Origin of the sequence: Kingella denitrificans ATCC 33394 (assembly GCF_000190695.1) — a bacterium.
Lineage (GTDB): Bacteria > Pseudomonadota > Gammaproteobacteria > Burkholderiales > Neisseriaceae > Kingella_A > Kingella_A denitrificans.
In genome coordinates this window covers 131,140-153,342 of sequence record NZ_GL870929.1, presented here as the reverse complement: position 1 = coordinate 153,342, position 22,203 = coordinate 131,140, and the positions used below count along the sequence as shown (strand labels likewise).

Below are 22,203 nucleotides of genomic sequence, written 5' to 3'. Positions count from 1 at the left end.
ACACCGCTACAATAGAACCTTATCGACACACACAGGAACCGCGCATGATTCCAAGCTACACCGTGTTCGGCAATCCCGTCGCACACAGCAAATCGCCGCAAATCCACCAATATTTCGCCCGACAAGAAGGCGTGCAGATTGAATACACGCGCACTTTGGTCGACAACACGCGCGCCGATTTCGACAACGCCGCCCGCACCTTCCTGCAACAAGGCGGCGCAGGCGCAAACATCACCCTGCCGTTCAAACATTTTGCCTACGACTTTGCCGACACCCACAGCGAGCGCGCCCAAGCCGCAGGCGCGGTCAATACCTTCGTGCCGCAGAAAGACGGCCGCATTTTGGGCGACAACACCGACGGCGAAGGCTTGGTGCGTGATTTGCGCGAACACTTGGGCATCGAATTGCGCGGCAAACGCATCCTGCTTTTGGGCGCAGGCGGCGCGGCACGCGGCGTGGTGCTGCCGCTGCTTGCCCACCGCCCCGCCAATTTGACCATTGCCAACCGAACGTACAGCAAAGCCGTGGAACTGGCCGGCATTTTCCGCATCGAAGCCGCGCCGCTAACGCAGTTGCAGTCCTGCTACGACATCATCATCAACGCCACGTCCAGCAGCCTGCACCATGCCGCGCCCGATGTGTCGCCCGATATTTTTGCAGGCTGCTTTTTGGCATACGATATGTTTTATGCCGACACGGCCACCGCTTTCATGCAATTTGCCGCGCAACACGGCGCACAGCAAACGGCAGACGGCTTAGGCATGCTGGTCGGCCAGGCAGCCGCGGCCTACGAACAATGGCGCGGCTTTGCACCCGATATCGCACCCGTTATCCGCCACCTCCGCGCACAGGCAGCCGAATAAATGAACTGGATCAAATACCTTGTCGCCGCGCCATTGGCATGCATCGTACTATTTAACGTGTGGGCATACGGCAATATCCTGTCCTACCGCGCCATCGCGCCCTACCGCACCTCGTTCATGTCGATGCGGATGGACGAATTGGCCGCCGAAAAACCCGATGTGGCGCTGGATTACCGCTGGGTGCCGTATCCACAAATTTCCGTGAACCTGAAAAAAGCCCTGATTGCCTCGGAAGACGCGGGCTTTGCTGAACACAGCGGCTTTGACTGGAACGGCATCAAAAATGCCATGCAGCGCAACGAACGCAGCGGCAAAATCCGCGCGGGCGGCTCCACCATCAGCCAACAGCTGGCGAAAAACCTGTTTTTGAACGAAAGCCGCAGCTATTTCCGCAAAGCCGAAGAAGCCGTGCTCACGTCCATGCTGGAAGCCACCACCGACAAAGACCGCCTGTACGAACTGTATCTGAACGTTATCGAATGGGGCTACGGCATTTACGGTGCGGAAGCCGCCGCGCAACACTGGCACCGCAAATCCGCCGCAGAGCTCACCAAAGCGCAGGCTGCCGAATTGGCCGCGCGCGTGCCCCGCCCGCTGTATTATGCCGACCATCCGCGCGATGCCGCCCTAAAACGCAAAACCAACATTATTTTGCGCCGCATGGGTTCGGCCGAATTGCCCGAATAATTTTCCCACCTCCCCTACAAAGGAACCGTTATGAACAGCAAACTCTTACCGATTGCCGCCGCGTTGTTATTGGCAGCCTGCAACCAGCAAAACGCGCAACCCGCACCGTCTTCCGCACCGTCTAATGCGCCTGCCGCACCGTCTAATGCGCCTGCCGCATCGGCCGCCGCGCCTGCCGCTTCCGATGTGCAGGCTGCTTCCGGCGCCTCTGCTTCCGCCCCTGCCGCCGCCAACAGCAAATTCAAAAGCGTTGACGTGCGCAAAGACAATATCGGCGGCGATTTCACGCTCACCGACGGTTCCGGCAAGCCGTTCTCTTTAAGCAGCCTGAAAGGCAAAGTCGTCCTGCTGACCTTCGGCTTCACCAACTGCCCGGACGTGTGCCCCACCGAATTGCTCACCTTTAACGATGCCTTCAAGCAACTGGGCGAGCAATCCAAAGACGTGGCCGCCGTCTTCGTCAGCGTCGATCCCGACCGCGACACGCCCGAACTCATCGGCCGCTATGCCGCACAGTTCAACCCCGCATTCATCGGGCTGACCGACACCAACGGCGGACGCGATATCGCCGTGGTCAAACAGCAATACCGCATCGTGTCCGCGCGCACCGACATTAAATCCGACCGGATTTACAATGTGGACCACTCTTCCGGCACGTATATCATCGACAAAAAAGGCGAAGCGGCCGTATTCGTTCCGTTCGGGGCGGACGCAACGCAAATCGCCGGCGACATCCGCAAACTGTTGGCCGAATAATCCGAAAGCAGCCTGCACTTTCCAGCAAACGAACAGTGCAGGCTGCTTTGGACATCCGGCAGGCAAAACGGAACGCATCACCGCCGCCCAACGCATTTTTTCGAGCCACCTTCTTTGGAGAACACCATGAACCATCTTTTGCTTGACCTTGCCAAAGTCCGCATCAAACCGCGCGATATTCCGTTCCACCGCGCCAAAGTCGGCTTGTTCGCCCCGTTCAAAACGGCAAAACGCATGATCACGCCCGAAGAACCGCACAGCATTTATGTATTGCCCGAAAAACGCGCCGCGCACAGCATCATCGCCGCCGTGAACGAAATTCTGGCGCACCATCCGGACGCACGCATCGCCATCGTGTCACCGCGCAAAAAAGTGCAGGCTGCTTTGGAAGGCTGCCAAGCGGGTTACCCGAATGCCGTCCTGCTCGTCAAAAACCGCTTGGGCAAAAGCATCAAGCGTTTCCTGAAAGGCAAAAGCAGCCTGCACCCCGCCGCCGCACACCAGCCGGACGACAGCGCCGCCGCCCCTGCCGAACAGGATGACGACCCGATGGTGCGGCAGGCCGCGCGCATCGCCCGCCAAGCCGTGAAACAGATTATGTCGGAAGACGCCGGCACGCCGCCGCACAAAGAACCCGTGTTCACCCTGCTACAAACGCAGTTGTGCGCCAACGACCGCGACATGGCCGCCGCGCTGCTGCTGCTGAAAAAAAACCGTCCCAAAAAGAAACAGGATTTGCTGCGGCTGCTGACGCAAAAAACCCCCACGCTGAAGGCCGAAGAAATCGTGCATAGTTTGCAGCAAAGCAAGAAAATCTATATCGACGCGGCGGAAAACGTCCGTTACCGATAACCCAACAGGCGGATAACCCACCCGCCTTTTTCATGGAGCCGCATTGCAATGAAAAATTTCTACCGCCTGCTGAACCTGGATTCGCCCGACGCAACGCTGCCCGAAATCCAACAGGCCTTAAGAACCGCCGCCCAACAAGGCACGCTGCCGATGGCCGCGCTGCGCAAAATCCGCGACGTGCTGTATCACGCCGAAACGCGCCGCGCATATAACGCCAAACTGCGCGAAATCGAACCTGATTTTTTCGCCGCCGCGCCCAAGCAGCCTGCACCTCAAAAGCAGCCTGCACCCCAAAACAGCAGGCTGATTGAACTGAACAGTGCCCAGTTTTCCCATCTGATTATCCTGTATTTATGCGGCGCATTCAGCGCCCTGATGCCTTGGGTGCACTTGGGCGAAGAGTCCATGCCCGGCTATGAAGTGCAAATCATCATACCGCTCTTTTTACTGGCGTTCGCCGTCAAACTCTGGAAAGACGCGCGGCAGCAAAACGGCATAGATTACCTCACACTGATCGTTTCTGCCATCATTCCCGCCACCAACCTCATCCGCTTTTTCTTCCGCTACCGCGACAAACTACTGACGCAACTGGAAGCCATCAACATGGCAGATGCCGCCAGCTTGGGTATCGGCTTTTATGCGCAGGCCGCCGTGTGTGCCGCCATTGTGGCGTATGCAACGGTTCTGTATCGCCAAAAACGCTGAAAAAGCAGCCTGCACTTTGGAAAATGGAAGTGCAGGCTGCTTTTTAAAACGGCAAACCAAAACCGCCTGCCCCGATTTGGAACAGGCGGTTGGCCGTTGTCTGTATATCAATACATTTTTGGCGGCAGTGTTTGGCTGCGCAGACGTTTTTGCAGGCGTTTCACGGCAGCGGCTTTTTTGCGTTTGCGCTCGGTTGTTGGTTTTTCATAAGCTTCGCGGGCGCGCAGCTCGGTCAGCAGGCCGGTTTTCTCGATGGCGCGTTTAAAACGGCGCATCGCCACTTCAAAAGGTTCGTTTTCTTTTACACGGATAGAAGGCATTGTTGTTTCCTCAAAAAAATAGTTAAAAATAAAAAAACAGTGTGTCATTTCGCAAAACCTTGCAGGGAAAACACGCCCTTACGATGGAAACCATCACCTCCTAACGTTTAACGGCTGCTTTTGCAATACCGCAAAAAACACAGCCGTCTCATCAAACGGCTGCATTCAAATTTAATCTGAAATCTGCGCGATTATCCCAGCGATACGCCGTTTTGTCAAATGCCTGTTTTTTGCGTACAATAAACACCTCTCCAACCACCCTAAAACAAAGGATTCTGTCATGACTGCCCCGCATCCCGATACCATTATCCTGACCGCCGACGATTTGCCGCTCTACTGCAACGGCAAAAACGCCCACACCGAATCGTGGAACGGCCATCCGCGCGTGTTCCTGCCGATCCAGGGCAACGGCAGTGTCGAATGCCCTTATTGCGGCACGATTTACCATTTGGACGGCGACCTTCCCCACCATCACGCACCACATTGACATCAAAAAACAAAATGAACGCAAAACCACAAGTCACCCCCATCGACCGCCCCAAACTGACCCTGCCCAACGGCGCGGACAAGCTCCTGCTCCACTCCTGCTGCGCCCCGTGCAGCGGCGAAGTGATGGAAGCCCTGCTCGCCAGCGACATTGATTACACGATTTATTTCTACAATCCCAATATCCACCCGCTCAAAGAATACGAAATCCGCAAAGAAGAAAACATCCGCTTTGCCGAAAAGCACGGTGTGCCGTTTATCGATGCGGATTACGATGTGGACAACTGGTTCGAGCGCGCCAAAGGCATGGAATACGAACCCGAACGCGGCATCCGCTGCACCATGTGCTTCGATATGCGTTTCGAACGCACGGCTTTATACGCGCACGAACACGGCTTCAAAGTCATCAGCAGTTCGCTGGGCATTTCGCGCTGGAAAAACATGGCGCAAATCAACGATTGCGGACACCGCGCCGCCGCGCACTATCCTGGCATTGTGTACTGGGACTTCAACTGGCGCAAAGGCGGTGGCAGCGCGCGCATGATTGAAATCAGCAAACGCGAACACTTCTACCAGCAGGAATACTGCGGCTGCGCCTATTCCCTGCGCGACACCAACGCATGGCGGCGCGAAAAAGGCCGCGAACCCATCAAAATCGGCGTGAAATATTACGGCGACGACGATGACGAATAAGTGCAGGCTGCTTTTTCACCACCGCAATCCATATATCAACTGAACGGTTCTGCGCGGCATCGCCATTGCAAACATGGCGGTGCCTTTTAAAGTGCAGGCTGCTTTTTATGTTCAAGACACCCCATCATGAAAACACAAGTACACCTTTTTTCAGGATTTCTAGGCACCGGCAAAACCAGCGCCATCCGCAGCCTCATCGCCCAAAAACCGCAGGAAGAGCAATGGCTCATCATCGTCAATGAATTCGGCGAAATCGGCATCGACGGCGCGGTGCTGTCAGACAACGGCATTCCCGTGGCCGAAATTTCGGGCGGCTGCCTGTGTTGCACCGCCGGCGGGCAAATGAGCAGCACCGTGCAGAAAATGCTGGCACAGCAGCAGCCCCACCGCCTGCTGATAGAAGCCAGCGGATTGGCGCACGCAGCCGGCGTGATTGACGAACTCAAAGCCCCCGAATTCCGCGACGCGCTGACCATTTCCACCGTGTTTACCATTGTCGATCCGCGCCAGTTCATCGACCCGAATTACGCTGCCAACGGCTTATACAAAGACCAAATCGGCGTGTGCGATGTGCTGGTGGCCAGCAAAATCGATTTGTGCAGCCCCGAACAGTTGGCGCAATTCCGCCAACAGGCCGCGCAACTGTTCCCGCCCAAAGCACTGGTGGCCGAAGTGGAACAGGCACAGATGCAGCTGGCATGGCTGGACATCCCCGTCATCGAAAAGCCGCGCTACCGCATCAAAACCCTGCCGGACAACACGCTGGGCTATCAGTCGCAAGGCTTCACCTTTCCCGCCGGCCGCAATTTCGATGGCGAACGGATTACCCAGTTTTTCAACGACTTGCCAAAATTGACTACCGGCCTGGTGCGCGCCAAAGGCGTGTTTCAGGTGCTGGACACATGGGTCTGGCTCAACTGGGTGGACGGGCAATGGGGCGCCAACCAAGTTTCGTGGCGGCGCGACAGCCGTTTCGAGCTGATTGCCCAATCGTTTGATACCGATGAAATCGAACGCCGTTTGCAGGCTGCCTTAGAGTAAGCCGCACACGCCAAAAGCAGCCTGCAGGCTGCTTTTTTTGCGATATTTTGGTTAATTTTCATCAACGCACGTTGGTTTTATGTTAATCTTTCCCCATCACATTTTTAACAGAGGAGTCAAATCATGGATAAGCTCAAGCAAATTCTGATTTGGGGTACCGTGGTCTTGGTGGGGGTCGCTTCATTCGTCACCCTTGCCATCAGCCGCGGCGAACAAGTCAGCGCCATCTGGATGGTTACGGCCGCCATTTCTGTGTATGCCGTCGCCTACCGCTATTACAGTCTCTACATCGCCAAAAATGTGATGCAGCTTGACCCGAACCGCCTCACGCCCGCCGAGCGGCACAACGACGGTTTGGACTATGTGCCGACGCACAAAGGCGTGTTGTTCGGCCACCACTTTGCCGCGATTGCGGGCGCAGGCCCATTGGTCGGCCCTGTGCTGGCGGCGCAAATGGGCTATCTGCCCGGCACGCTGTGGATTATCTTCGGCGTGGTGTTTGCCGGTGCGGTACAGGACATGATGGTCTTGTTCGTGTCCATGCGCCGTGACGGTAAGTCTTTGGGCGATATTGTGAAACAGGAACTCGGCACTGTGGCCGGCGTGATTGCGTCCATCGGTATTTTGATGATTATGGTCATCATCATGGCGGTGCTGGCGCTGATTGTGGTGAAAGCACTGGTGCACAGCCCGTGGGGCACGTTCACGATTGCCGCCACCATGCCGATTGCTCTGTTTATGGGTATTTACACGCGTTATATCCGCCCGGGCAAAATCGGCGAGATTTCCATCGTCGGCTTTATCCTGCTGATGTTGGCCATTGTGTTCGGTGAAGACGTGGCGCACAGCTCCTTCGGCCATTGGTTCGATTTGGACGGCATCCAGCTCACTTGGGCGATTATGATTTATGGCTTCGTGGCCGCAGTATTGCCCGTTTGGCTGCTGCTGACACCGCGCGATTACCTTTCCACTTTCCTGAAAATCGGCACGATTATCGCGCTGGCTTTGGGCATTGTGATTGTTAATCCGACCCTGCAAATGCCCGCCGTCACCCACTTCATCGACGGTTCCGGCCCTGTGTTCTCGGGCGCGCTGTTCCCATTCCTGTTTATTACCATCGCCTGCGGTGCGGTTTCCGGCTTCCACGCGCTGATTTCTTCCGGTACCACGCCGAAAATGTTGGAAAACGAAACCCACGTCCGCATGATTGGTTACGGCGGCATGATTATGGAAAGCTTCGTGGCGATTATGGCCTTGGCCGCCGCCGCATCGCTTGACCCCGGCGTGTACTTTGCCATGAACAGCCCGCCCGCATTGATTGGCACCGATGCCGCCAATGCCGCACAAGTCATTACCACCAAACTGAACTTCCCCGTGGAAGCGGAAACGCTGCTGCACACCGCCAAGGAAGTGGGTGAAAACACCATCCTTTCCCGTGCCGGCGGCGCACCGACTTTGGCCGTGGGCATGGCACACATTATGAGCCGCCTGATTCCGGGCGAAGCCATGATGGCGTTCTGGTATCACTTCGCCCTGCTGTTTGAAGCCCTGTTCATCCTGACCGCCGTCGATGCGGGCACACGCGTGGCACGCTTCATGATTCAAGATTTGGGCAGCGTGTTCTACAAACCTTTCGGCAACACCGATTCCATTCCCGCCAACTTAGTTGCCACCTTCTTCGCCGTGGCCTTGTGGGGCTATTTCCTCCACACCGGCGTAACCGACCCATTGGGCGGCATTAACTCGCTCTGGCCTTTGTTCGGCATTGCCAACCAAATGCTGGCAGGCGTGGCTTTGATTATGTGCACCGTGGTATTGGTGAAAATGAAGCGCGACCGCTATATGTGGGTAACGCTCGTACCGGCCGTCGGCGTATTGTTCGTCACCTGCTATGCCGGCCTGCAAAAACTGTTCCATAGCGACCCGCGCGTCAGCTTCCTGGCGCATGCGGACAAATATCAGGCCGCCTTGGACAAAGGCGATATCCTGAAACCGGCTGCAAACGCCGAAGAAATGGCGCGCATTATCTTCAACGATTATGTTAATGCCGGACTGACGGCGCTGTTTATGGCCGTGGTTGTAGTGGTGGCCGTGTATGGCATCCGCGTGGCACTGAAAGCGCGCAAAGTCGCATGGAGCACCGCCAAAGAAGTGCCGGCCGTGTACCGCGACGGAATGCAGCCTGCACCTGACCAAGGAGCACACAATGAAGCGTAAATTAGCGAAATGGTGGAAAACCGCGCGCCTGACTGCCAACCTGATGGCAGGCGTGCCGGATTACGAAAACTACGTCCGCCGCCAACGCAGTAACAATCCCAACGCCCCCGTGATGACCGAGCAGCAGTTCATGGACTACTGCCGCAAACGCCGTTGCGGGGCCAACGGGGGACGCTGCTGTTAAAACGGGTGCAGGCTGCTTTTTATCCGAACGCATACAAAGCAGCCTGCACTTTTTTACACCACACCGACCGTTTATCAGGAAACACTTGCCATGACCACCCATTCCCAAATCCGCCGCCCCGCCTTTTTCATTTCCGACCGCACCGGCATCACCTCCGAAAACGTGGGCGATGCGCTGCTGGAACAGTTTGACGGCATCAAATTCAAACGCGCCACCTATCCCTTTATCGACACGCAGGAAAAAGCGCACGCCTTGGTGCACATCATCAACAAATCGGCAGAAGAATCCGGCATACGGCCGCTGATTTTTTCCAGTATTTCTAACAACGAAGTGCGCGAAATCGTCAAAACCGCGCAAGGCCTGCATTTGAGCTATTTCGATGCGTTTTTGGGCGAACTGGAACGCGAATTGGGCGTGAGTGCGCGGCATTCCGTGCAAAGCCGCGTGCACAATGTCGAAAAATACGACGCGCGCATGGAAGCGGTGAACTTCGCCCTAAACCACGACGACGGCGTGTCCGACCGCGATTTGAAAGAAGCCGACGTGATTCTGATGGGCGTGTCCCGTTCGGGCAAAACCCCGACCTGCCTTTATCTGGCGCTGCAATACGGCATCCGCGCCGCCAATTATCCGCTCACGCCCGACGATTTGGACACCACCGATTTGCCGCGCATGGTCAAACCGTATAAACACAAACTGTTCGGGCTCACCATCCAGCCGGAGCGCTTGCACGACATCCGTCAGGAACGCCGCCCCAATTCGACGTATGCCAGCCTTAGCACCTGCCGCAGCGAAGTGGCGGAAGCGCAGGCCATGTTCCGCCGCCACGGCGTGCCGCACACCAACACCACGCATAAATCCGTGGAAGAACTGGCCGTGTCGATTATGCAGGCGTGCCAGCTCAAACGCCGCTTTTAATCGGGCGTTCGGGCGAATATGTTACCGCGCACCGTTTATCTGGCAGCGTTCTGCATCGGCGCAACGGGCAGTTTCTTTCTGCCCGAACGCGGTTCGTGGTGGCTTTGGGGCGTTTTATTGACCTGTTCAATGAGTGCAGGCTGCTTTTTGCCGTTTCCGCGGTATCGAAAAGCAGCCTGCACTTTTGCCTTTCTGTTATCGGGCGTGCTGTATGCCCTTTGCCGCACCGAAGCCGCATTGGCACGGCAAGTCCCCGTGTCCGCCGAACGCCCCGTGAGCGAAACCGTGCAACTGCACATCACCGGCCTGCCCGAACCCGATGCCCAAGGCCGGGCGCGCTTCATCGCCGAAGCCGTGCGCGACAACGGGCAAACCTTCCGCCTGCTGGTGCAGGATTACCAAACGCGCGAATGGCATGTGGGCGAAAGATGGCAGGTGTCCGCCAGACTCCGCGCCGCCGTCGGCACGCGCAACCCTGTCGGCTTCGACCGCGAAGCGTGGGCGCTGGCCAACCAAATCGACGGCATGGCCACGCTGGGCAAAGAGCGCACGCCCGTTTCTCAAACACCGCCGCCGTTCAATATCAACCGTTTGCGCGAACACATTATCCGCACCTGGCAAACCAATGCCGCGCAATATCCGCAAGGCACCGGCCTGATGACGGCTCTGGCCGTGGGCAACCGCAGCGGCTTGTCGCCCGAAATGTGGGCGGCGTTGCGGCCGCTGGGACTGAACCACCTTATCAGCATTTCGGGACTGCACATCGGCATGGTGGCGGTGCTCGTGGGATGGCTGTGCCGCTTCCTGTTGCGTTTCAGCCCCGTCATGCCTGCGCGGCCGCGCGTGTGGATTTGGTTGGTTTCATGGCTGGCGGCGTGTGTTTACACGGGATTGGCGGGCTGGGAGATTCCCGCATTGCGCAGCCTGATGATGCTGACGGTGCTGGGCGCGGCATGGATGGTGCGCGGTTATGTGGGCAGCTGGCAGATGTGGTGGGCAGCCTGCACCGCCGTGCTGCTGTATCAGCCCGCTTCGGTGCTGGCGGCAGGGTTTTGGCTGTCGTTCGGCTTGGTGGGCGTGCTGCTGTGGGCTTTGGCGTGCAGGCTGCCTGCACAAACGGTAACGCGGCGACAGTATTACGTGCACGGATTGAAACAGGCGGTGCGCGGGCAGTGGGCGGCCACTTTGGTCGGCAGTTTGGCCACGCTGCACTTGTTCGGCGCCATGCCGCCTTTCAGCCCTCTGGTCAATGCCGTGGCCATCCCCTTGTTTTCGTGGCTGCTCGTGCCGCTCGCGCTCGCCGCCTCCGTCCTGCACCTGCCCGCGTTGCAGCAGGCCGCCGCCTATATCGGCGAACACATCGCCCAAATTCTGCTGACACTCGGCGCGCAACTGCCCGAATACCACCTTGCCCACGCGCCTGCGCCGTTGTTTGCGCTCGCGCTTGTTGCCGCGCTTATCCTGCTGCTGCCGCGCGGCACACGCCTGAAACCGCTCGCCTGCTGCATCATCGCCGCTTGGGCCGCTTACACGCCCGCACCGAACGCTCCGTTGCGCGTCCACGTTTGGGACGTGGGGCAAGGCTTGTCGGTATTGTTGCAAACGCGCACGCAAAACATTCTGTTCGACACGGGCAACCAAGCCGCGCAAACCGTGCTGCCGAACCTGCACGCGCTCGGTATCCGCCAAATCGACACGCTGATTTTGTCGCACCACGACAACGACCACGACGGCGGCTATCCCGAACTGGCGCGGCAACTGCCTGTCCGCACGCTTTTGGCGGGGCAGCCGCAGTATTATCCGAATGCGCGGCATTGCAGCGGCGGCACGCATTGGCAGGCGGACGGCGTGTGGTTTGAATTTCTCACACCGCCCAAGCAGCCTGCACAATCCGACAACCAACAAAGCTGCATATTGCGCGTGATTGCCGGCGAACACGCCCTGCTCATCATGGGCGACAGCGGCAATCCCGAAGAAATGCAGCTCATCGAACGCTACGGCGACAAACTGCACAGCCAAATTCTGGTGCTCGGCCACCACGGCAGCAAATCCGCCAGCAGCAGCCTGTTTCTGCAATACGTTGCGCCGCACACCGCCATCGCCAGCAGCGGGCTGGGCAACCGTTTCCGCCACCCGCACCCCGACACGCAACAACGGCTGCAACGGCAAAACATCCGCCTGCTGCGCACCAACACGCAAGGCAGCCTGCACCTTTTCCTGGGCAACGAAGCATTGCAGATTCATCTGATTGAGCGCACCGCATGGTGGCAGCGCAAACCGATATTGCCGGAAGACGAATAAAAGCAGCCTGCACTTCGAAGGTTCAAAGTGCAGGCTGCTTTTTGCATTGCCTTATTGGTCCGTATCGCCCGAATCATGCGCTTCTTCCTGCGCCGCCGGCGATTCTGGCATATCGGGCAACACCAGCGCGCCCAAATCGGTGAGCGGCGGCAAATCGGCCAGGCTGCCCAGTTGCAAATCGCTCAAAAATGCGGCGGTGGTCGCCCATAACGACGGTTTGCCGATGCTGTCGCGCTGTCCGATGACTTCTATCCAACCGCGCTCCTGCAAAGTTTGCATGATGTTTTGCGATACGGCCACACCGCGGATGGCTTCAATGTCGCCGCGGGTGACGGGCTGCTGGTAGGCGATGATGGCCAGCGTTTCCATCACGGCGCGCGAATATCGCGGCGTGCGCTGTTCGTGCAGGCTGCCCAGCGGCTCGAAGGCTTCCGCGGCCAACTGGAAGCGCCAGCCTTCTGCGGTGCAGACCAACTGCAATGCCCTGTTTTGCCAACGTGTTTTCAGATTTGCCAACACATCGACCAGTTTGTCTTGCGACAGGGGCGGCTGGCACAGTTCGCGCATACGGCGTTCGCTGATGGGCTCAGCTTGCAGCAACAATGCGGCTTCAATCAAGGATTCTGCGGATAAATTCATGGTGCTTTTCCTGTGCAGGCTGCTTTTATGCTTCGCTGCCGCCCACCGTCAGCCCTGCGTCAATGCGCAGTGTGGGCTGGCCAACGCCGACGGGGACACTCTGACCGTCTTTGCCGCACACGCCCACGCCGGTATCCAGCGCGCTGTCGTTGCCAATCATGGAAACGTGTTTGAGCACTTCGGAACCGCTGCCGATGATGGTGGCGCCTTTCACGGGATATTGCAGCCGGCCGTTTTCCACCCACCAAGCCTCGCTGGCGCTGAAAACGAATTTGCCGCTGGTAATATCGACCTGCCCACCGCCGAAGTTCGCCGCATAAATGCCTTTGTCGATGCTTTCGATGATTTCCTGCGGATGGTGGCCGCCGCTTTCCATGAAGGTATTGGTCATGCGCGGTAGCACCACGGACGAATAGCTCTCGCGCCGCCCGTTGCCGGTCACTTCCGCCCCCATCAGGCGCGCATTGGTTTCGTCCTGCATATAGCCCGTCAAAATGCCGTCTTCAATCAGCACGGTGCGGCCGGTCGGGTTGCCTTCGTCGTCGATATTCAGGCTGCCGCGCCGGTTGGGGATATTGCCCTGGTCAATCACGGTCACGCCTTTGGCCGCCACGCGCTCGCCGATTCTGCCGGAAAACACGCTGGTCTGCTTGCGGTTGAAATCGCCCTCCAAGCCGTGCCCCACCGCTTCGTGCAGCAGCACGCCCGGCCAGCCGCTGCCCAGCACGACTTTCATCGCACCGGCAGGTGCAGGCCGCGCTTCCAAATTGGTCAGCGCCTGCTGCACCGCGTGGTTCACATATTCCTGCAATTTGGCTTCGGTGAAATAGCCCAAATCGAAACGGCCGCCGCCGCCCGAGCTGCCCTGTTCGCGCCGTTCGCCCTGTTTGGCAATCACGGTGATGCTGACCCGCACCAACGGTCGGATATCCGCGGCGTGCCGGCCGTCCATGCGGGCGATATACACCATATCGTGCTCGCAGGTAAGCCCCGCCATCACCTGCACGATGCGCGGGTCGGCGGCTTTGGCCAGCTGCTCCACTTTTTGTAGCAGCGCCACCTTGTCAGGCGAAGGCAGCGTGGCAATCGGATTGCAGCCTGCATAAACCGTTTTGCCGAACGTGGGCACGGGCACGCGCACGGGCGTGTGGTTGCCCGCCGCGCCAATCACTTTCACCGCCTGCGCCGCCTGCAACACCGCATCGGCGGTCAGACTGTCGGCATAGGCCAGAGCAGTCTTTTCACCCGACACCGCGCGCACGCCGACACCTTGATCAATCTGGAAACTGCCCGATTTCACCATGCCTTCGTCCAAATGCCAGCTTTCATACGCCGTCCGCTGGCAATAAATATCGGCATAATCCACGTGATGCGTGCCGATGAGCGCCAGCGGTTTGGCCAATTCTTCGGCAGAAAGGCCGTTGGCGTGAAGTAAATCTTGGGAAACGGTTTCGAATATGGTGTGCATGTTGTAAAGTGCAGGCTGCCTGCAAATGGTTTGGTTAACGAATCGGCGAATTATACGTTAAATTCGCCCGCCTGATGAACCGTTGCACAGATTCGCATTTATTTTAAAATAAGTATTGATAATCGTTTTTATTTGTGTATAATAACGTCATTGCCTGACACGGAGTACCGCCTATCGCATAAAACCTTCCTTTCTTGCAAATACTCAAAACCAAACACGCCGCCCCTGTGCAGTTTCCGCATGGGGGCGGCGTGTTTACGGTACAATAAACACATTGCCCGTTATGATGGAGAACACCATGAGCCTTTTGCCGGCCTATACAGAAGTCCGCCAACGCATTGTGCAGGCTGCTTTGAATGCCCGCCGCGACCCGGGCAGCCTGCAGCTGATTGCCGTCAGCAAAACCTTCCCCGCCGACGATATCCGCGAACTTTACGGCTTGGGGCAGCGCGATTTTGGCGAAAACTACATCCAGGAATGGTGGCAGAAAACCGAACAGCTGGCCGACTGCCCCGATATTTGCTGGCACATCATCGGGCAGGTTCAGTCGAACAAAAGCCGTTACGTTGCCGAACGCGCGCACTGGCTGCACACGCTGGACAACGTAAAACTCGCGCGCCGCCTGAACAACCAGCGCCCCGAACACCTGCCGCCCTTGCAGGTGTGCATTGAAATCAACATCGCGCAAGATGCCAACAAGCACGGCATTGCCGCCGAAGCGCTGGACGATTTGGCGCGGGAAGTGGCCGGTCTGCCGCGTTTAAAACTGCGCGGCCTGATGTGCGTTGCCCAAGCCGATGCCGATGAAACCGTGCTGCGGCAACAGTTTACCGCCATGCGGCAACACCTTGCCCGCCTGCAAACCATCGCGCCGCACGCCGATACGTTGTCGATGGGCATGAGCGGTGATTTGGAATGCGCCATTGCCTGCGGAGCGACCATGGTGCGTATCGGCACAGCTTTGTTCGGTCGGCGCCATTATCCGAAATAGTCGCACAAACGCTGCAAAAGCAGCCTGCACTGTTGCCGCCGCAAAAAAATCGCCCTTGTTTTCACAACAAGGGCGCAAAAGGAACACAAACCACTACCAAAATAAGCTACACAACATTTCGTTTACAGTGTGAAACAAGCTGTCATGCAGTTGGTGAGTCGTATTATACGGATATTGGTAAATATTGCAAATGATAACTGTTATTATTTTTAAAAATAAATGTAAGATGCTGTTTTCAAATAAAACAAATTTTGAATATTGTGTATATTTTGGCTAAAAATCTGCATTGCCCCAACCATTTTCCCATGTGCAGGCTGCCTGCAAACCCTACTACTGCCGCCAAAAACACCAAATCCAAGCAGCCTGCGCTTTTTTCCGCTACAATTTCACCAACCCTTAACCATTAATTACATAGAAAGCCGGTTATGCCCCGTTTTTTATCGCGTTTACTGGCTTGGCTGATTGACCAAGTTCTGTATTTCTTCGTCTCGTTCATCACCGGCGTGCGCCCCAAATTCGAAGGCGACATCTCGTTTTCCCCCGAAAAAAAGGTCTATTTTGCCAACCACGCCAGCCACGGCGACTTTGTCATGGTGTGGATTTCCCTGCCGAAAAAATGGCGCAAGCTGGCGCGGCCGGTGGCCGGTGCGGACTATTGGCTCAAAGGCAAATTCAGACGTTTCATCATCAACAATGTATTCAACGGCTTGTTGATTATGCGCAACGGCAACGACCCAAAAGCCATCACGCAGCAAATGTCCGCCGCGCTGCAAGAAGGCTCGTCGCTGATTATTTTCCCCGAAGGCACGCGTAATATGGACGATGACGTGACGCTGCTGCCGTTTAAAAGCGGCATCTACCATCTGGCGCGCGAAAATCCCGACGTGCAGTTCGTCCCCATCTGGATTGACAACATCAACCGCGTGCTGCCCAAAGGCAAGCTCATCCCCGTGCCGATTATCTGCGAAGTGAACATCGGCAAAGAAATCCAGCTTTTCCCCGGCGAAAGCAAAGACGATTTCCTGCAACGCGCCCGCGACGCGATGCTGGCCCTAGCCCCTGAAGGCAAACGCCTGCCCGCCCCCAACCACCATTCATCGTAAAGGAACGGCATGAATACGCTCCATCATCTGCCTGTGCAGGCTGGTTTTGTCTTTATCAGCATTTTTGCGGGCCTGACCGTCATCAGCCTGCTGACCCATTTTATTGCCCGCCGCTATGAAATGCAGCCGAATGCCGCCGTGCGCGAATTCCAAACGCGGATTTCCTCTTGGTGGGTCATGACCATCGTGCTGCTCTTGGCATTTTGGTTTGGCGAAATCGGCGCAACGCTGCTGTTTTTTGCCGTTTCGTTTGCCGCATTGCGCGAATTTATGACGCTGGCCTACCGCCGCCGCAGCGACCACAATGTCATCGCCGCGTGTTTCTATATCCTGCTGCCTCTGCAATATTATTTCGTGCTGACCGACTGGTACGGCATGTTTTCCGCGCTGATTCCCGTTTATGCGTTTCTGGGGCTGCCCATCATTGCCAGCCTTTCGGGCGACACGGGCAATTTCATTGAGCGCGCCGCCAAAATCCAATGGGGCGCGATGCTGAGCATTTTCAGCCTGTCGCACGTCCCTGCCCTGCTCATGCTGTCCATTCCCGGCTTTGAGGACCGCAATATCCTGCTGCTGATTTTCATGATTGCCGTGGTGCAGGTGCATGATGTGCTGCAATATCTCTGCGGCCGTATTTTGGGCGGCAGGAGCATTTTCCCGGATTGGTTCACGCACAAATCGCTGCGCAGCGTTATCGTGGCATGGATTTTGTCGGTGGCTCTGGCGGCTGCATTGTCGTTCATCACGCCGTTTTCCGTATGGCAGGGCACGGCCATCGGCGCGCTGCTGTGCACGTTGGGCTTCTGCGGCAATATGGTGATGGCGGCGATTAAGCGCAGCTTCGGCATTCAAACATGGTCGCGGCTGATTCGCGGACACGGCGGCATGCTCGACCGCGTGGACAGCATCTGCTTTGCCGCACCCATTTTCTTCCATATCGTGCGTTATTATTGGACGCAATAATGCTCTGTTTTAACGGATAAAAAAGCAGCCTGCACATTCTTTTCCGAAGTGCAGGCTGCTTTTGAATTGCCAAAATATCAATTTTAAACCGAGAAGGAAGAACCGCAACCGCAGGTGGTTTCCGCATTCGGATTGCGAATCACGAATTGCGAGCCTTGCAAACTTTCGGTGTAGTCGATTTCCGCACCGACTAAATATTGATAGCTCATCGGATCGACCAGGAAGGTCAAACCGTTTTTTTCGATTTGGAAATCGTCGTCGTTTTTGATTTCGTCAAAAGTGAAGCCGTATTGGAAACCCGAACAGCCGCCGCCGTTCACAAACACGCGCAGCATCAAATCGGGATTGTTTTCTTCGGCAATCAAATCCGCCACTTTGGCGCAGCAGGAATCGGTGAAAATAATGGGAGATTCGTCAGACATAATATGCTCCTTGCAGGGGAAAACGTTAAGACAGTGTGGCAGATAAGGGCGGTCAGCCTGCATTTCAAGTGCAGGCTGCTTTTTTGTTCCACCGCGTTTGCCGCGTATTGTACACCCTTACACGGTTTGCGAATACTGCGCGCGGGTTTCCTTGTGCCGCAGATAGTCGTCAAACACCATGGCGATGTTGCGGATTAAAAACCGCCCTTTCGGCGTGACGCGGATGCCGTCGTCCGTAATCGCCACCAGGCCGGATTCCGCCAAACGCCACATATCCTTGATTTCTTCCGCAAAATAATTCGCAATCGGCGAACCGCCCTGCGTTTCCTCGCAACGGCGCAGCAACTCGCCGCTGATAATGCCCAATTCCGCCATTTTCTGAATATGCGCCAATTCCGCTGAATTCTGCTTTGCCGCACCCGCGGGCAGGCGGTCGCGGTAATCGTCGAAATCCACCGCAAAGCGGCACATCAAATCCTGAATGATTTCGCGGCGCAGGATATCGTCTTCGCTTAACACAATGCCGCGCATCACCGGCAGCCTGCCCGCGTCCAAATCGGCATAATAATCGTCCAGATTGCGCTGGTTTTGGCTGTATGTATTGGCCACTTTGCCAATGCTGGACACGCCGATGGCAATCAAATCGCAGTCCGCATGGGTGGAATAGCCTTGGAAATTGCGTTGCAGCCTGCCTTCTTTCAGCGCCACCGACAATTCGTCTTCCGGTTTGGCAAAATGGTCCATGCCGATGAACACATAGCCCTTTTCATTCAGCAGCTGCACCGCGTATTGCAAAATGTCCAGCTTCTCTTCGCTGGACGGCACGGCATTGGTGTCGATACGGCGCTGCGGCTTGAAAATGTGCGGCAAATGCGCGTAATGATACAGCGCGATGCGGTCGGGATTCAGCGCGTTCAACACCGTGTCCAGCGTCGGCTTGATGCTTTCCACCGACTGGTGCGGCAGGCCGTAAATCAAATCCACGCTGATGGATTTGAAACCCGCATCACGCGCTGCTTCAATCACATTTTGCGTTTCCTCCACCGTTTGGATGCGGTTCACGGCAGCCTGCACTTTCGGGTCGAAATCCTGAATACCCACGCTCATGCGGTTAAAGCCCAGCTTCGCCAGTTTGAACACGCTTTCACGGCTCACTTTACGCGGGTCAATTTCAATGGAATATTCGCCATCCGGCATCAGCTCGAAATGTTCGCCAATCATGCGGAACACGCGTTCCAGCTGCTCATCGCTCAGGAACGTGGGCGTGCCGCCGCCGAAATGAAGCTGCGCCAATTTGTGCCTGCCGTGCAGGTGCGGTTTCAACAACGCCATTTCCTTTTCCAGATAAGTCAAATATTCATCGGCTTTTCGGGTGTCTTTGGTGATGACTTTGTTGCAGCCGCAGTAATAGCAAATCACGTTGCAAAACGGGATGTGCACATACAGCGACACGGCTTTTTCGTTGCCGTTCAGCGTGTTGTCCAGAACCTGGATATATTCGGTTTGGCGGAAGCCGTCGTGAAAACGGTCGGCCGTGGGGTAGGATGTGTAACGCGGGCCGTTGGCAGGCAGGCTGGCAATCAGCTCGCGGTCGAAAATAAAATCCTGAGTCGGTGTGATAGGTAGGGTTTTCATATGTAAACAATCGGTTTTGTTGTTTTATTGTTGCGTAAAATTTGTTAAAATCAAACGGCATTTTATAAGGTATGTCACATTACATCAACGTACACATCAATTTGGAACATTATAAATGCCGAAATCCTCCATTACCCTGCAAACGCAATGCACCAACTGCTCGCTCAAAGAGCTGTGCCTGCCGATAGGGCTCAACCCCGAAGAATTCAAGCAGCTGGATACCGTTGTCAAACAAGGCCGGCGTGTCAAGAAAGGGGAATTTTTGTTCCACGCGGGCGAAGCGTTCACATCATTGTTCGCCATCCGCACCGGTTTTTTCAAAACCACCATCAATACGCAGGACGGCCGCGACCAGGTAACGGGCTTTTTCATGTCGGGCGAAATGATGGGCATGGACGGGCTGGGCGGCAATGCCTATACCTGCGATGCCGTGGCGCTGGAAGACAGCGACGTGTGCGAACTGCCTTTCGGCCAGCTGGACGAATTGGGCAAATACCTGCCGCGCCTGAACCTGCACTTTTTCCGTATGATGAGCCGCGAAATCGTGCGCGATCAAAACGTAATGCTGCTTTTGGGCAACATGCGCGCGGAAGAACGTTTGGCGGCCTTCCTGCTGAACCTGTCCGACCGCCTGCATTGCCGCGGCTTTGCGGCGCACGACTTTATTTTGCGGATGTCGCGCGAGGAAATCGGCAGCTATTTGGGCTTGAAACTGGAAACCGTGAGCCGGACCCTGTCGCGCTTCAATCAGGAAGGCTGGATTAACGTGGAGCATAAACACATCCGCATCCTGCAGCCGGAAGCCTTGCAAAAAATGATGGCCGGCAGCGAACAGAAAATATCCCGACAGCCCTGTTTGTGAATGAGGAATGTGCAGGCTGCTTTTTGAAGCCCCCGCCAGCATCCAAAAATTATCCACCGACCCTATCCAAAAGGAGTACCTACCATGACAGCCTTAATGACCATTTTCGCCTATCTGCTCGGTTCGCTTTCCAGCGCGGTCATCGTGTCCAAAAAACTGGCCATGCCCGACCCGCGCGGCTATGGTTCCGGCAATCCGGGCGCAACCAACGTATTGCGCAGCGGCCGTAAAGACGCGGCGGCGCTCACCCTGCTGGGCGATGCACTCAAGGGTTTGGTTGCAGTGGCGATTGCGCGCTGTCTGGCCGGCTGGCTCATGCTGCCCGACGGCATTGTGGCCTGTGCCGCCATTGCGGTCGTGATTGGGCACATGTTCCCCGTATTTTTCGGTTTCAAAGGCGGCAAGGGCGTTGCCACCGCATTCGGCGTGCTGCTGGGCATGTCTTTCTGGGCAACCTTTTGGGTCGTGCTCGTTTGGGCGTTTATCGCATTCAAATTTAAAAAATCTTCACTGGCCGCTTTGGTGGCGGCAGCGGTTACCCCCATCATCGCCTTTATCGTCATCCACCACCCTTCTTGGGGCTGGGCGCTCACGCTGATTTCCGTTTTGGTAATTGTCCGCCACCGCAGCAATATCCGCCGCATGCTGTCGGGCAATGAATCTTCCATCGGTGAATCGGTACAACATTGATTTTTAAACGTGCAGGCTGCTTTTTTCCCTTTTCAAAAGCAGCCTGCACCTTTTTCCGAACACATTATCCGCTTTGCCGGACACACCACTATGACACACACACAAAAAACCTTGGCGCAATGGCTCGCACATCTGGAAACCGCCCACAGCAACGGCGTTATCGATATGGGCTTGGAGCGTGTTGCCCGCGTGAAAGAAACCATGGGGCTGAACATCGCCTGCCCGCTCATCACCGTGGGCGGCACCAACGGCAAAGGCTCCACCTGCGCCTTTTTATCGCAAATCTACACGCAGGCGGGCTACAAAGTCGGCACGCTCACCAGCCCGCACCTGCTGCGCTTTAACGAACGCATCGCCGTCAATACGCAGCCCGTGTCGGACGAAGCCATCGTGGCCGCCTTCGAACGCATCGAAGCCGCGCGCGGCAACACGTCGCTCACCTATTTTGAATTCAACACATTGGCCGCGGTGGACATTTTCCTGCGCGAACAAGTGGACGTGATGATTTTGGAAGTCGGCTTGGGCGGCCGCTTGGACGCAGTGAATATTTTCGATACCGACTGCGCCGTGGTCACCAGCGTGGATTTGGACCACCAACATTACTTGGGCGACACGGTGGAAGCCGTGGCCTTTGAAAAAGCAGGCATTTTCCGCACAGGCAAACCCGCCGTCTGCGGGCAAAACCCCGTGCCAAGCAGCCTGCAACGCCATGCCGAAGACATCGGCGCGCCTTTGTTGTGGGCAAAACACGATTTTTCGGTCAGCAAATTGGACAACCAGCAGTGGAATTTCCATTTCACGCCGCAAAACGCAGCCTTAGCATTGCCCGCACGCAACCGCAACGCCCTGCCCATGCCTGCCCTGCGCGGCGGCTACCAGCTCAACAATGCAGCCTGCGCCCTGGCCGCCATCGAATGCCTGCACCAACGTTTGCCGGTGGATGTCGGCGCGGTGAAACGCGGCTTATTGATGGCGGAAAACATCGGCCGATTCCAAGTGCTGCCCGGCCGGCCGCTCACAGTGTTGGATGTAGGACACAATCCGCACGCTGCACGCGCGCTGCGCCAAAGCCTGATTGCCCTGCCCTTTGCCGAAAAACGCATCGCCGTGTTCAGCATGCTGTCCGACAAGGATATCGACGGGGTTTTGGAGATTGTGCGCGACCAATTCGACGAATGGTATCTCGCGCCGCTGGATGTGCCGCGCGGCATGACGCTGGCCGCATTGCAGCAAAAATGCGCCGCCCACGGCATCGACCGAATCAAAACTTTCGAGAATGTGCAGGCTGCCTGCGAATCAGCCTTATCGGTGGCAGGCGAAAATGATAGAATTGTCGTATTCGGCTCGTTTCACACCGTGGGCGAGGCCATGAGCGTTTGCCATTAACTTCAATATTTAAAAAAGAGG

22 protein-coding genes and 1 pseudogene are annotated in these 22,203 nt (G+C 56.5%); 18 read left to right on the top strand and 5 right to left on the bottom strand.

The genetic code is table 11. The annotated features are described in order from the left end of the window. The first annotated feature begins 44 nt into the window (after nucleotides 1-44). The 5 genes from aroE (at nucleotide 45) to HMPREF9098_RS00705 (ending at nucleotide 3,863) form a co-directional block, all read left to right on the top strand. Nucleotides 45-863, top strand: a complete 819-nt coding sequence (gene aroE, locus HMPREF9098_RS00725) for a shikimate dehydrogenase (RefSeq protein WP_040564127.1) — start codon at nucleotides 45-47, stop codon at nucleotides 861-863. Then, nucleotides 864-1,550 (top strand): monofunctional biosynthetic peptidoglycan transglycosylase, encoded by a 687-nt coding sequence (mtgA, locus tag HMPREF9098_RS00720; RefSeq protein WP_003780998.1) that lies wholly within the window; start codon nucleotides 864-866, stop codon nucleotides 1,548-1,550. A gap of 30 nt (nucleotides 1,551-1,580) precedes the next feature. Next, nucleotides 1,581-2,306: an SCO family protein gene (locus HMPREF9098_RS00715; protein ID WP_003780997.1), complete on the top strand. Its 726-nt coding sequence runs from the start codon at nucleotides 1,581-1,583 to the stop codon at nucleotides 2,304-2,306. A gap of 126 nt (nucleotides 2,307-2,432) precedes the next feature. Continuing rightward, the gene (locus tag HMPREF9098_RS00710) at nucleotides 2,433-3,158 is read left to right on the top strand and encodes a hypothetical protein (RefSeq protein ID WP_003780996.1); all 726 of its coding nucleotides are present in this window, start codon (nucleotides 2,433-2,435) and stop codon (nucleotides 3,156-3,158) included. A gap of 48 nt (nucleotides 3,159-3,206) precedes the next feature. Further along, nucleotides 3,207-3,863, top strand: a complete 657-nt coding sequence (locus HMPREF9098_RS00705) for a hypothetical protein (RefSeq protein ID WP_003780995.1) — start codon at nucleotides 3,207-3,209, stop codon at nucleotides 3,861-3,863. 107 nt (nucleotides 3,864-3,970) lie between these two features. Here the strand turns inward: HMPREF9098_RS00705 and rpsU are convergent, their stop codons facing one another. Further along, entirely contained in the window at nucleotides 3,971-4,183 is a 213-nt protein-coding gene (gene rpsU / locus HMPREF9098_RS00700; protein ID WP_040564537.1) for a 30S ribosomal protein S21, read from the bottom strand. A 280-nt stretch (nucleotides 4,184-4,463) separates the two neighbouring features. Between rpsU and HMPREF9098_RS00695 the strand changes: the two genes are divergently transcribed. The 7 genes from HMPREF9098_RS00695 (at nucleotide 4,464) to HMPREF9098_RS00665 (ending at nucleotide 12,023) form a co-directional block, all read left to right on the top strand. Continuing rightward, a complete protein-coding gene (locus tag HMPREF9098_RS00695) occupies nucleotides 4,464-4,670 on the top strand; it encodes a zinc-finger domain-containing protein (protein ID WP_003780992.1) in 207 nt (68 codons plus the stop codon). Nucleotides 4,671-4,684: 14 nt separating this feature from the next. Further along, nucleotides 4,685-5,362: an epoxyqueuosine reductase QueH gene (locus HMPREF9098_RS00690; RefSeq protein ID WP_040564126.1), complete on the top strand. Its 678-nt coding sequence runs from the start codon at nucleotides 4,685-4,687 to the stop codon at nucleotides 5,360-5,362. A 126-nt stretch (nucleotides 5,363-5,488) separates the two neighbouring features. Next, nucleotides 5,489-6,403 carry a CobW family GTP-binding protein gene (locus HMPREF9098_RS00685; protein ID WP_003780989.1) on the top strand — a complete coding sequence of 305 codons (915 nt, stop codon included), beginning with the start codon at nucleotides 5,489-5,491 and terminating at the stop codon, nucleotides 6,401-6,403. Between the two features lie 123 nt (nucleotides 6,404-6,526). Continuing rightward, nucleotides 6,527-8,620 (top strand): carbon starvation CstA family protein, encoded by a 2,094-nt coding sequence (locus HMPREF9098_RS00680; RefSeq protein ID WP_003780988.1) that lies wholly within the window; start codon nucleotides 6,527-6,529, stop codon nucleotides 8,618-8,620. Continuing rightward, nucleotides 8,610-8,804 carry a YbdD/YjiX family protein gene (locus HMPREF9098_RS00675; RefSeq protein WP_003780987.1) on the top strand — a complete coding sequence of 65 codons (195 nt, stop codon included), beginning with the start codon at nucleotides 8,610-8,612 and terminating at the stop codon, nucleotides 8,802-8,804. The genes HMPREF9098_RS00680 and HMPREF9098_RS00675 overlap by 11 nt, the downstream gene beginning before the upstream one ends. 90 nt (nucleotides 8,805-8,894) lie before the next feature. Further along, on the top strand, nucleotides 8,895-9,722 hold the full coding sequence (ppsR, locus tag HMPREF9098_RS00670) for a posphoenolpyruvate synthetase regulatory kinase/phosphorylase PpsR (protein WP_003780984.1): 828 nt from the start codon (nucleotides 8,895-8,897) through the stop codon (nucleotides 9,720-9,722). An 18-nt stretch (nucleotides 9,723-9,740) separates the two neighbouring features. After that, entirely contained in the window at nucleotides 9,741-12,023 is a 2,283-nt protein-coding gene (locus HMPREF9098_RS00665) for a DNA internalization-related competence protein ComEC/Rec2 (RefSeq protein ID WP_003780983.1), read from the top strand. Between the two features lie 51 nt (nucleotides 12,024-12,074). Here HMPREF9098_RS00665 and scpB read toward each other — a convergent pair whose 3' ends face one another. After that, nucleotides 12,075-12,662, bottom strand: a complete 588-nt coding sequence (gene scpB, locus HMPREF9098_RS00660) for an SMC-Scp complex subunit ScpB (protein WP_003780981.1) — start codon at nucleotides 12,660-12,662, stop codon at nucleotides 12,075-12,077. A 25-nt stretch (nucleotides 12,663-12,687) separates the two neighbouring features. Further along, a complete protein-coding gene (tldD, locus tag HMPREF9098_RS00655; protein ID WP_003780979.1) occupies nucleotides 12,688-14,130 on the bottom strand; it encodes a metalloprotease TldD in 1,443 nt (480 codons plus the stop codon). Nucleotides 14,131-14,428: 298 nt separating this feature from the next. Between tldD and HMPREF9098_RS00650 the strand changes: the two genes are divergently transcribed. The 3 genes from HMPREF9098_RS00650 to HMPREF9098_RS00640 all read left to right on the top strand — a co-directional run bounded on the left by HMPREF9098_RS00650 (nucleotide 14,429) and on the right by HMPREF9098_RS00640 (nucleotide 17,187). After that, complete coding sequence (locus HMPREF9098_RS00650) at nucleotides 14,429-15,121, top strand: YggS family pyridoxal phosphate-dependent enzyme (RefSeq protein ID WP_040564125.1); 693 nt, start codon at nucleotides 14,429-14,431, stop codon at nucleotides 15,119-15,121. A 425-nt stretch (nucleotides 15,122-15,546) separates the two neighbouring features. Then, entirely contained in the window at nucleotides 15,547-16,224 is a 678-nt protein-coding gene (locus HMPREF9098_RS00645) for a lysophospholipid acyltransferase family protein (RefSeq protein WP_003780973.1), read from the top strand. 9 nt (nucleotides 16,225-16,233) lie between these two features. Then, the gene (locus tag HMPREF9098_RS00640) at nucleotides 16,234-17,187 is read left to right on the top strand and encodes a phosphatidate cytidylyltransferase (RefSeq protein ID WP_003780971.1); all 954 of its coding nucleotides are present in this window, start codon (nucleotides 16,234-16,236) and stop codon (nucleotides 17,185-17,187) included. Between the two features lie 83 nt (nucleotides 17,188-17,270). Here the strand turns inward: HMPREF9098_RS00640 and erpA are convergent, their stop codons facing one another. Together erpA and hemN are read right to left on the bottom strand one after the other, a co-directional pair. Then, entirely contained in the window at nucleotides 17,271-17,609 is a 339-nt protein-coding gene (gene erpA, locus HMPREF9098_RS00635) for an iron-sulfur cluster insertion protein ErpA (protein ID WP_040564124.1), read from the bottom strand. A gap of 354 nt (nucleotides 17,610-17,963) precedes the next feature. Continuing rightward, nucleotides 17,964-19,244: pseudogene (gene hemN / locus HMPREF9098_RS00630) on the bottom strand (oxygen-independent coproporphyrinogen III oxidase); the annotation flags it as partial. Nucleotides 19,245-19,359: 115 nt separating this feature from the next. Between hemN and fnr the strand changes: the two are divergent. From fnr to folC, 3 genes are all read left to right on the top strand, one after another. Further along, nucleotides 19,360-20,106, top strand: coding sequence for a fumarate/nitrate reduction transcriptional regulator Fnr (gene fnr / locus HMPREF9098_RS00625; RefSeq protein WP_003780964.1), 747 nt, complete (start codon nucleotides 19,360-19,362; stop codon nucleotides 20,104-20,106). An 84-nt stretch (nucleotides 20,107-20,190) separates the two neighbouring features. Next, complete coding sequence (plsY, locus tag HMPREF9098_RS00620; RefSeq protein ID WP_003780962.1) at nucleotides 20,191-20,796, top strand: glycerol-3-phosphate 1-O-acyltransferase PlsY; 606 nt, start codon at nucleotides 20,191-20,193, stop codon at nucleotides 20,794-20,796. A 90-nt stretch (nucleotides 20,797-20,886) separates the two neighbouring features. Then, nucleotides 20,887-22,182 (top strand): bifunctional tetrahydrofolate synthase/dihydrofolate synthase, encoded by a 1,296-nt coding sequence (gene folC, locus HMPREF9098_RS00615; RefSeq protein ID WP_040564536.1) that lies wholly within the window; start codon nucleotides 20,887-20,889, stop codon nucleotides 22,180-22,182. Nucleotides 22,183-22,203 lie beyond the last annotated feature (21 nt).

Excerpts from the sequence above, each read along its gene's own strand:
- HMPREF9098_RS00675 (WP_003780987.1), top strand. The coding sequence starts at position 8,610 with ATGAAGCGTAAATTAGCGAAATGGTGGAAAACCGCGCGCCTGACTGCC.
- mtgA (WP_003780998.1), top strand. The coding sequence starts at position 864 with ATGAACTGGATCAAATACCTTGTCGCCGCGCCATTGGCATGCATCGTA.
- plsY (WP_003780962.1), top strand. The coding sequence starts at position 20,191 with ATGACAGCCTTAATGACCATTTTCGCCTATCTGCTCGGTTCGCTTTCC.
- tldD (WP_003780979.1), bottom strand. The coding sequence starts at position 14,130 with ATGCACACCATATTCGAAACCGTTTCCCAAGATTTACTTCACGCCAAC.
- folC (WP_040564536.1), top strand. The coding sequence starts at position 20,887 with ATGACACACACACAAAAAACCTTGGCGCAATGGCTCGCACATCTGGAA.
- rpsU (WP_040564537.1), bottom strand. The coding sequence starts at position 4,183 with ATGCCTTCTATCCGTGTAAAAGAAAACGAACCTTTTGAAGTGGCGATG.
- HMPREF9098_RS00640 (WP_003780971.1), top strand. The coding sequence starts at position 16,234 with ATGAATACGCTCCATCATCTGCCTGTGCAGGCTGGTTTTGTCTTTATC.
- HMPREF9098_RS00695 (WP_003780992.1), top strand. The coding sequence starts at position 4,464 with ATGACTGCCCCGCATCCCGATACCATTATCCTGACCGCCGACGATTTG.
- HMPREF9098_RS00665 (WP_003780983.1), top strand. The coding sequence starts at position 9,741 with ATGTTACCGCGCACCGTTTATCTGGCAGCGTTCTGCATCGGCGCAACG.
- erpA (WP_040564124.1), bottom strand. The coding sequence starts at position 17,609 with ATGTCTGACGAATCTCCCATTATTTTCACCGATTCCTGCTGCGCCAAA.
- ppsR (WP_003780984.1), top strand. The coding sequence starts at position 8,895 with ATGACCACCCATTCCCAAATCCGCCGCCCCGCCTTTTTCATTTCCGAC.
- HMPREF9098_RS00710 (WP_003780996.1), top strand. The coding sequence starts at position 2,433 with ATGAACCATCTTTTGCTTGACCTTGCCAAAGTCCGCATCAAACCGCGC.
- scpB (WP_003780981.1), bottom strand. The coding sequence starts at position 12,662 with ATGAATTTATCCGCAGAATCCTTGATTGAAGCCGCATTGTTGCTGCAA.
- HMPREF9098_RS00690 (WP_040564126.1), top strand. The coding sequence starts at position 4,685 with ATGAACGCAAAACCACAAGTCACCCCCATCGACCGCCCCAAACTGACC.
- HMPREF9098_RS00715 (WP_003780997.1), top strand. The coding sequence starts at position 1,581 with ATGAACAGCAAACTCTTACCGATTGCCGCCGCGTTGTTATTGGCAGCC.
- HMPREF9098_RS00645 (WP_003780973.1), top strand. The coding sequence starts at position 15,547 with ATGCCCCGTTTTTTATCGCGTTTACTGGCTTGGCTGATTGACCAAGTT.
- HMPREF9098_RS00650 (WP_040564125.1), top strand. The coding sequence starts at position 14,429 with ATGAGCCTTTTGCCGGCCTATACAGAAGTCCGCCAACGCATTGTGCAG.
- fnr (WP_003780964.1), top strand. The coding sequence starts at position 19,360 with ATGCCGAAATCCTCCATTACCCTGCAAACGCAATGCACCAACTGCTCG.
- HMPREF9098_RS00705 (WP_003780995.1), top strand. The coding sequence starts at position 3,207 with ATGAAAAATTTCTACCGCCTGCTGAACCTGGATTCGCCCGACGCAACG.
- HMPREF9098_RS00680 (WP_003780988.1), top strand. The coding sequence starts at position 6,527 with ATGGATAAGCTCAAGCAAATTCTGATTTGGGGTACCGTGGTCTTGGTG.
- HMPREF9098_RS00685 (WP_003780989.1), top strand. The coding sequence starts at position 5,489 with ATGAAAACACAAGTACACCTTTTTTCAGGATTTCTAGGCACCGGCAAA.
- aroE (WP_040564127.1), top strand. The coding sequence starts at position 45 with ATGATTCCAAGCTACACCGTGTTCGGCAATCCCGTCGCACACAGCAAA.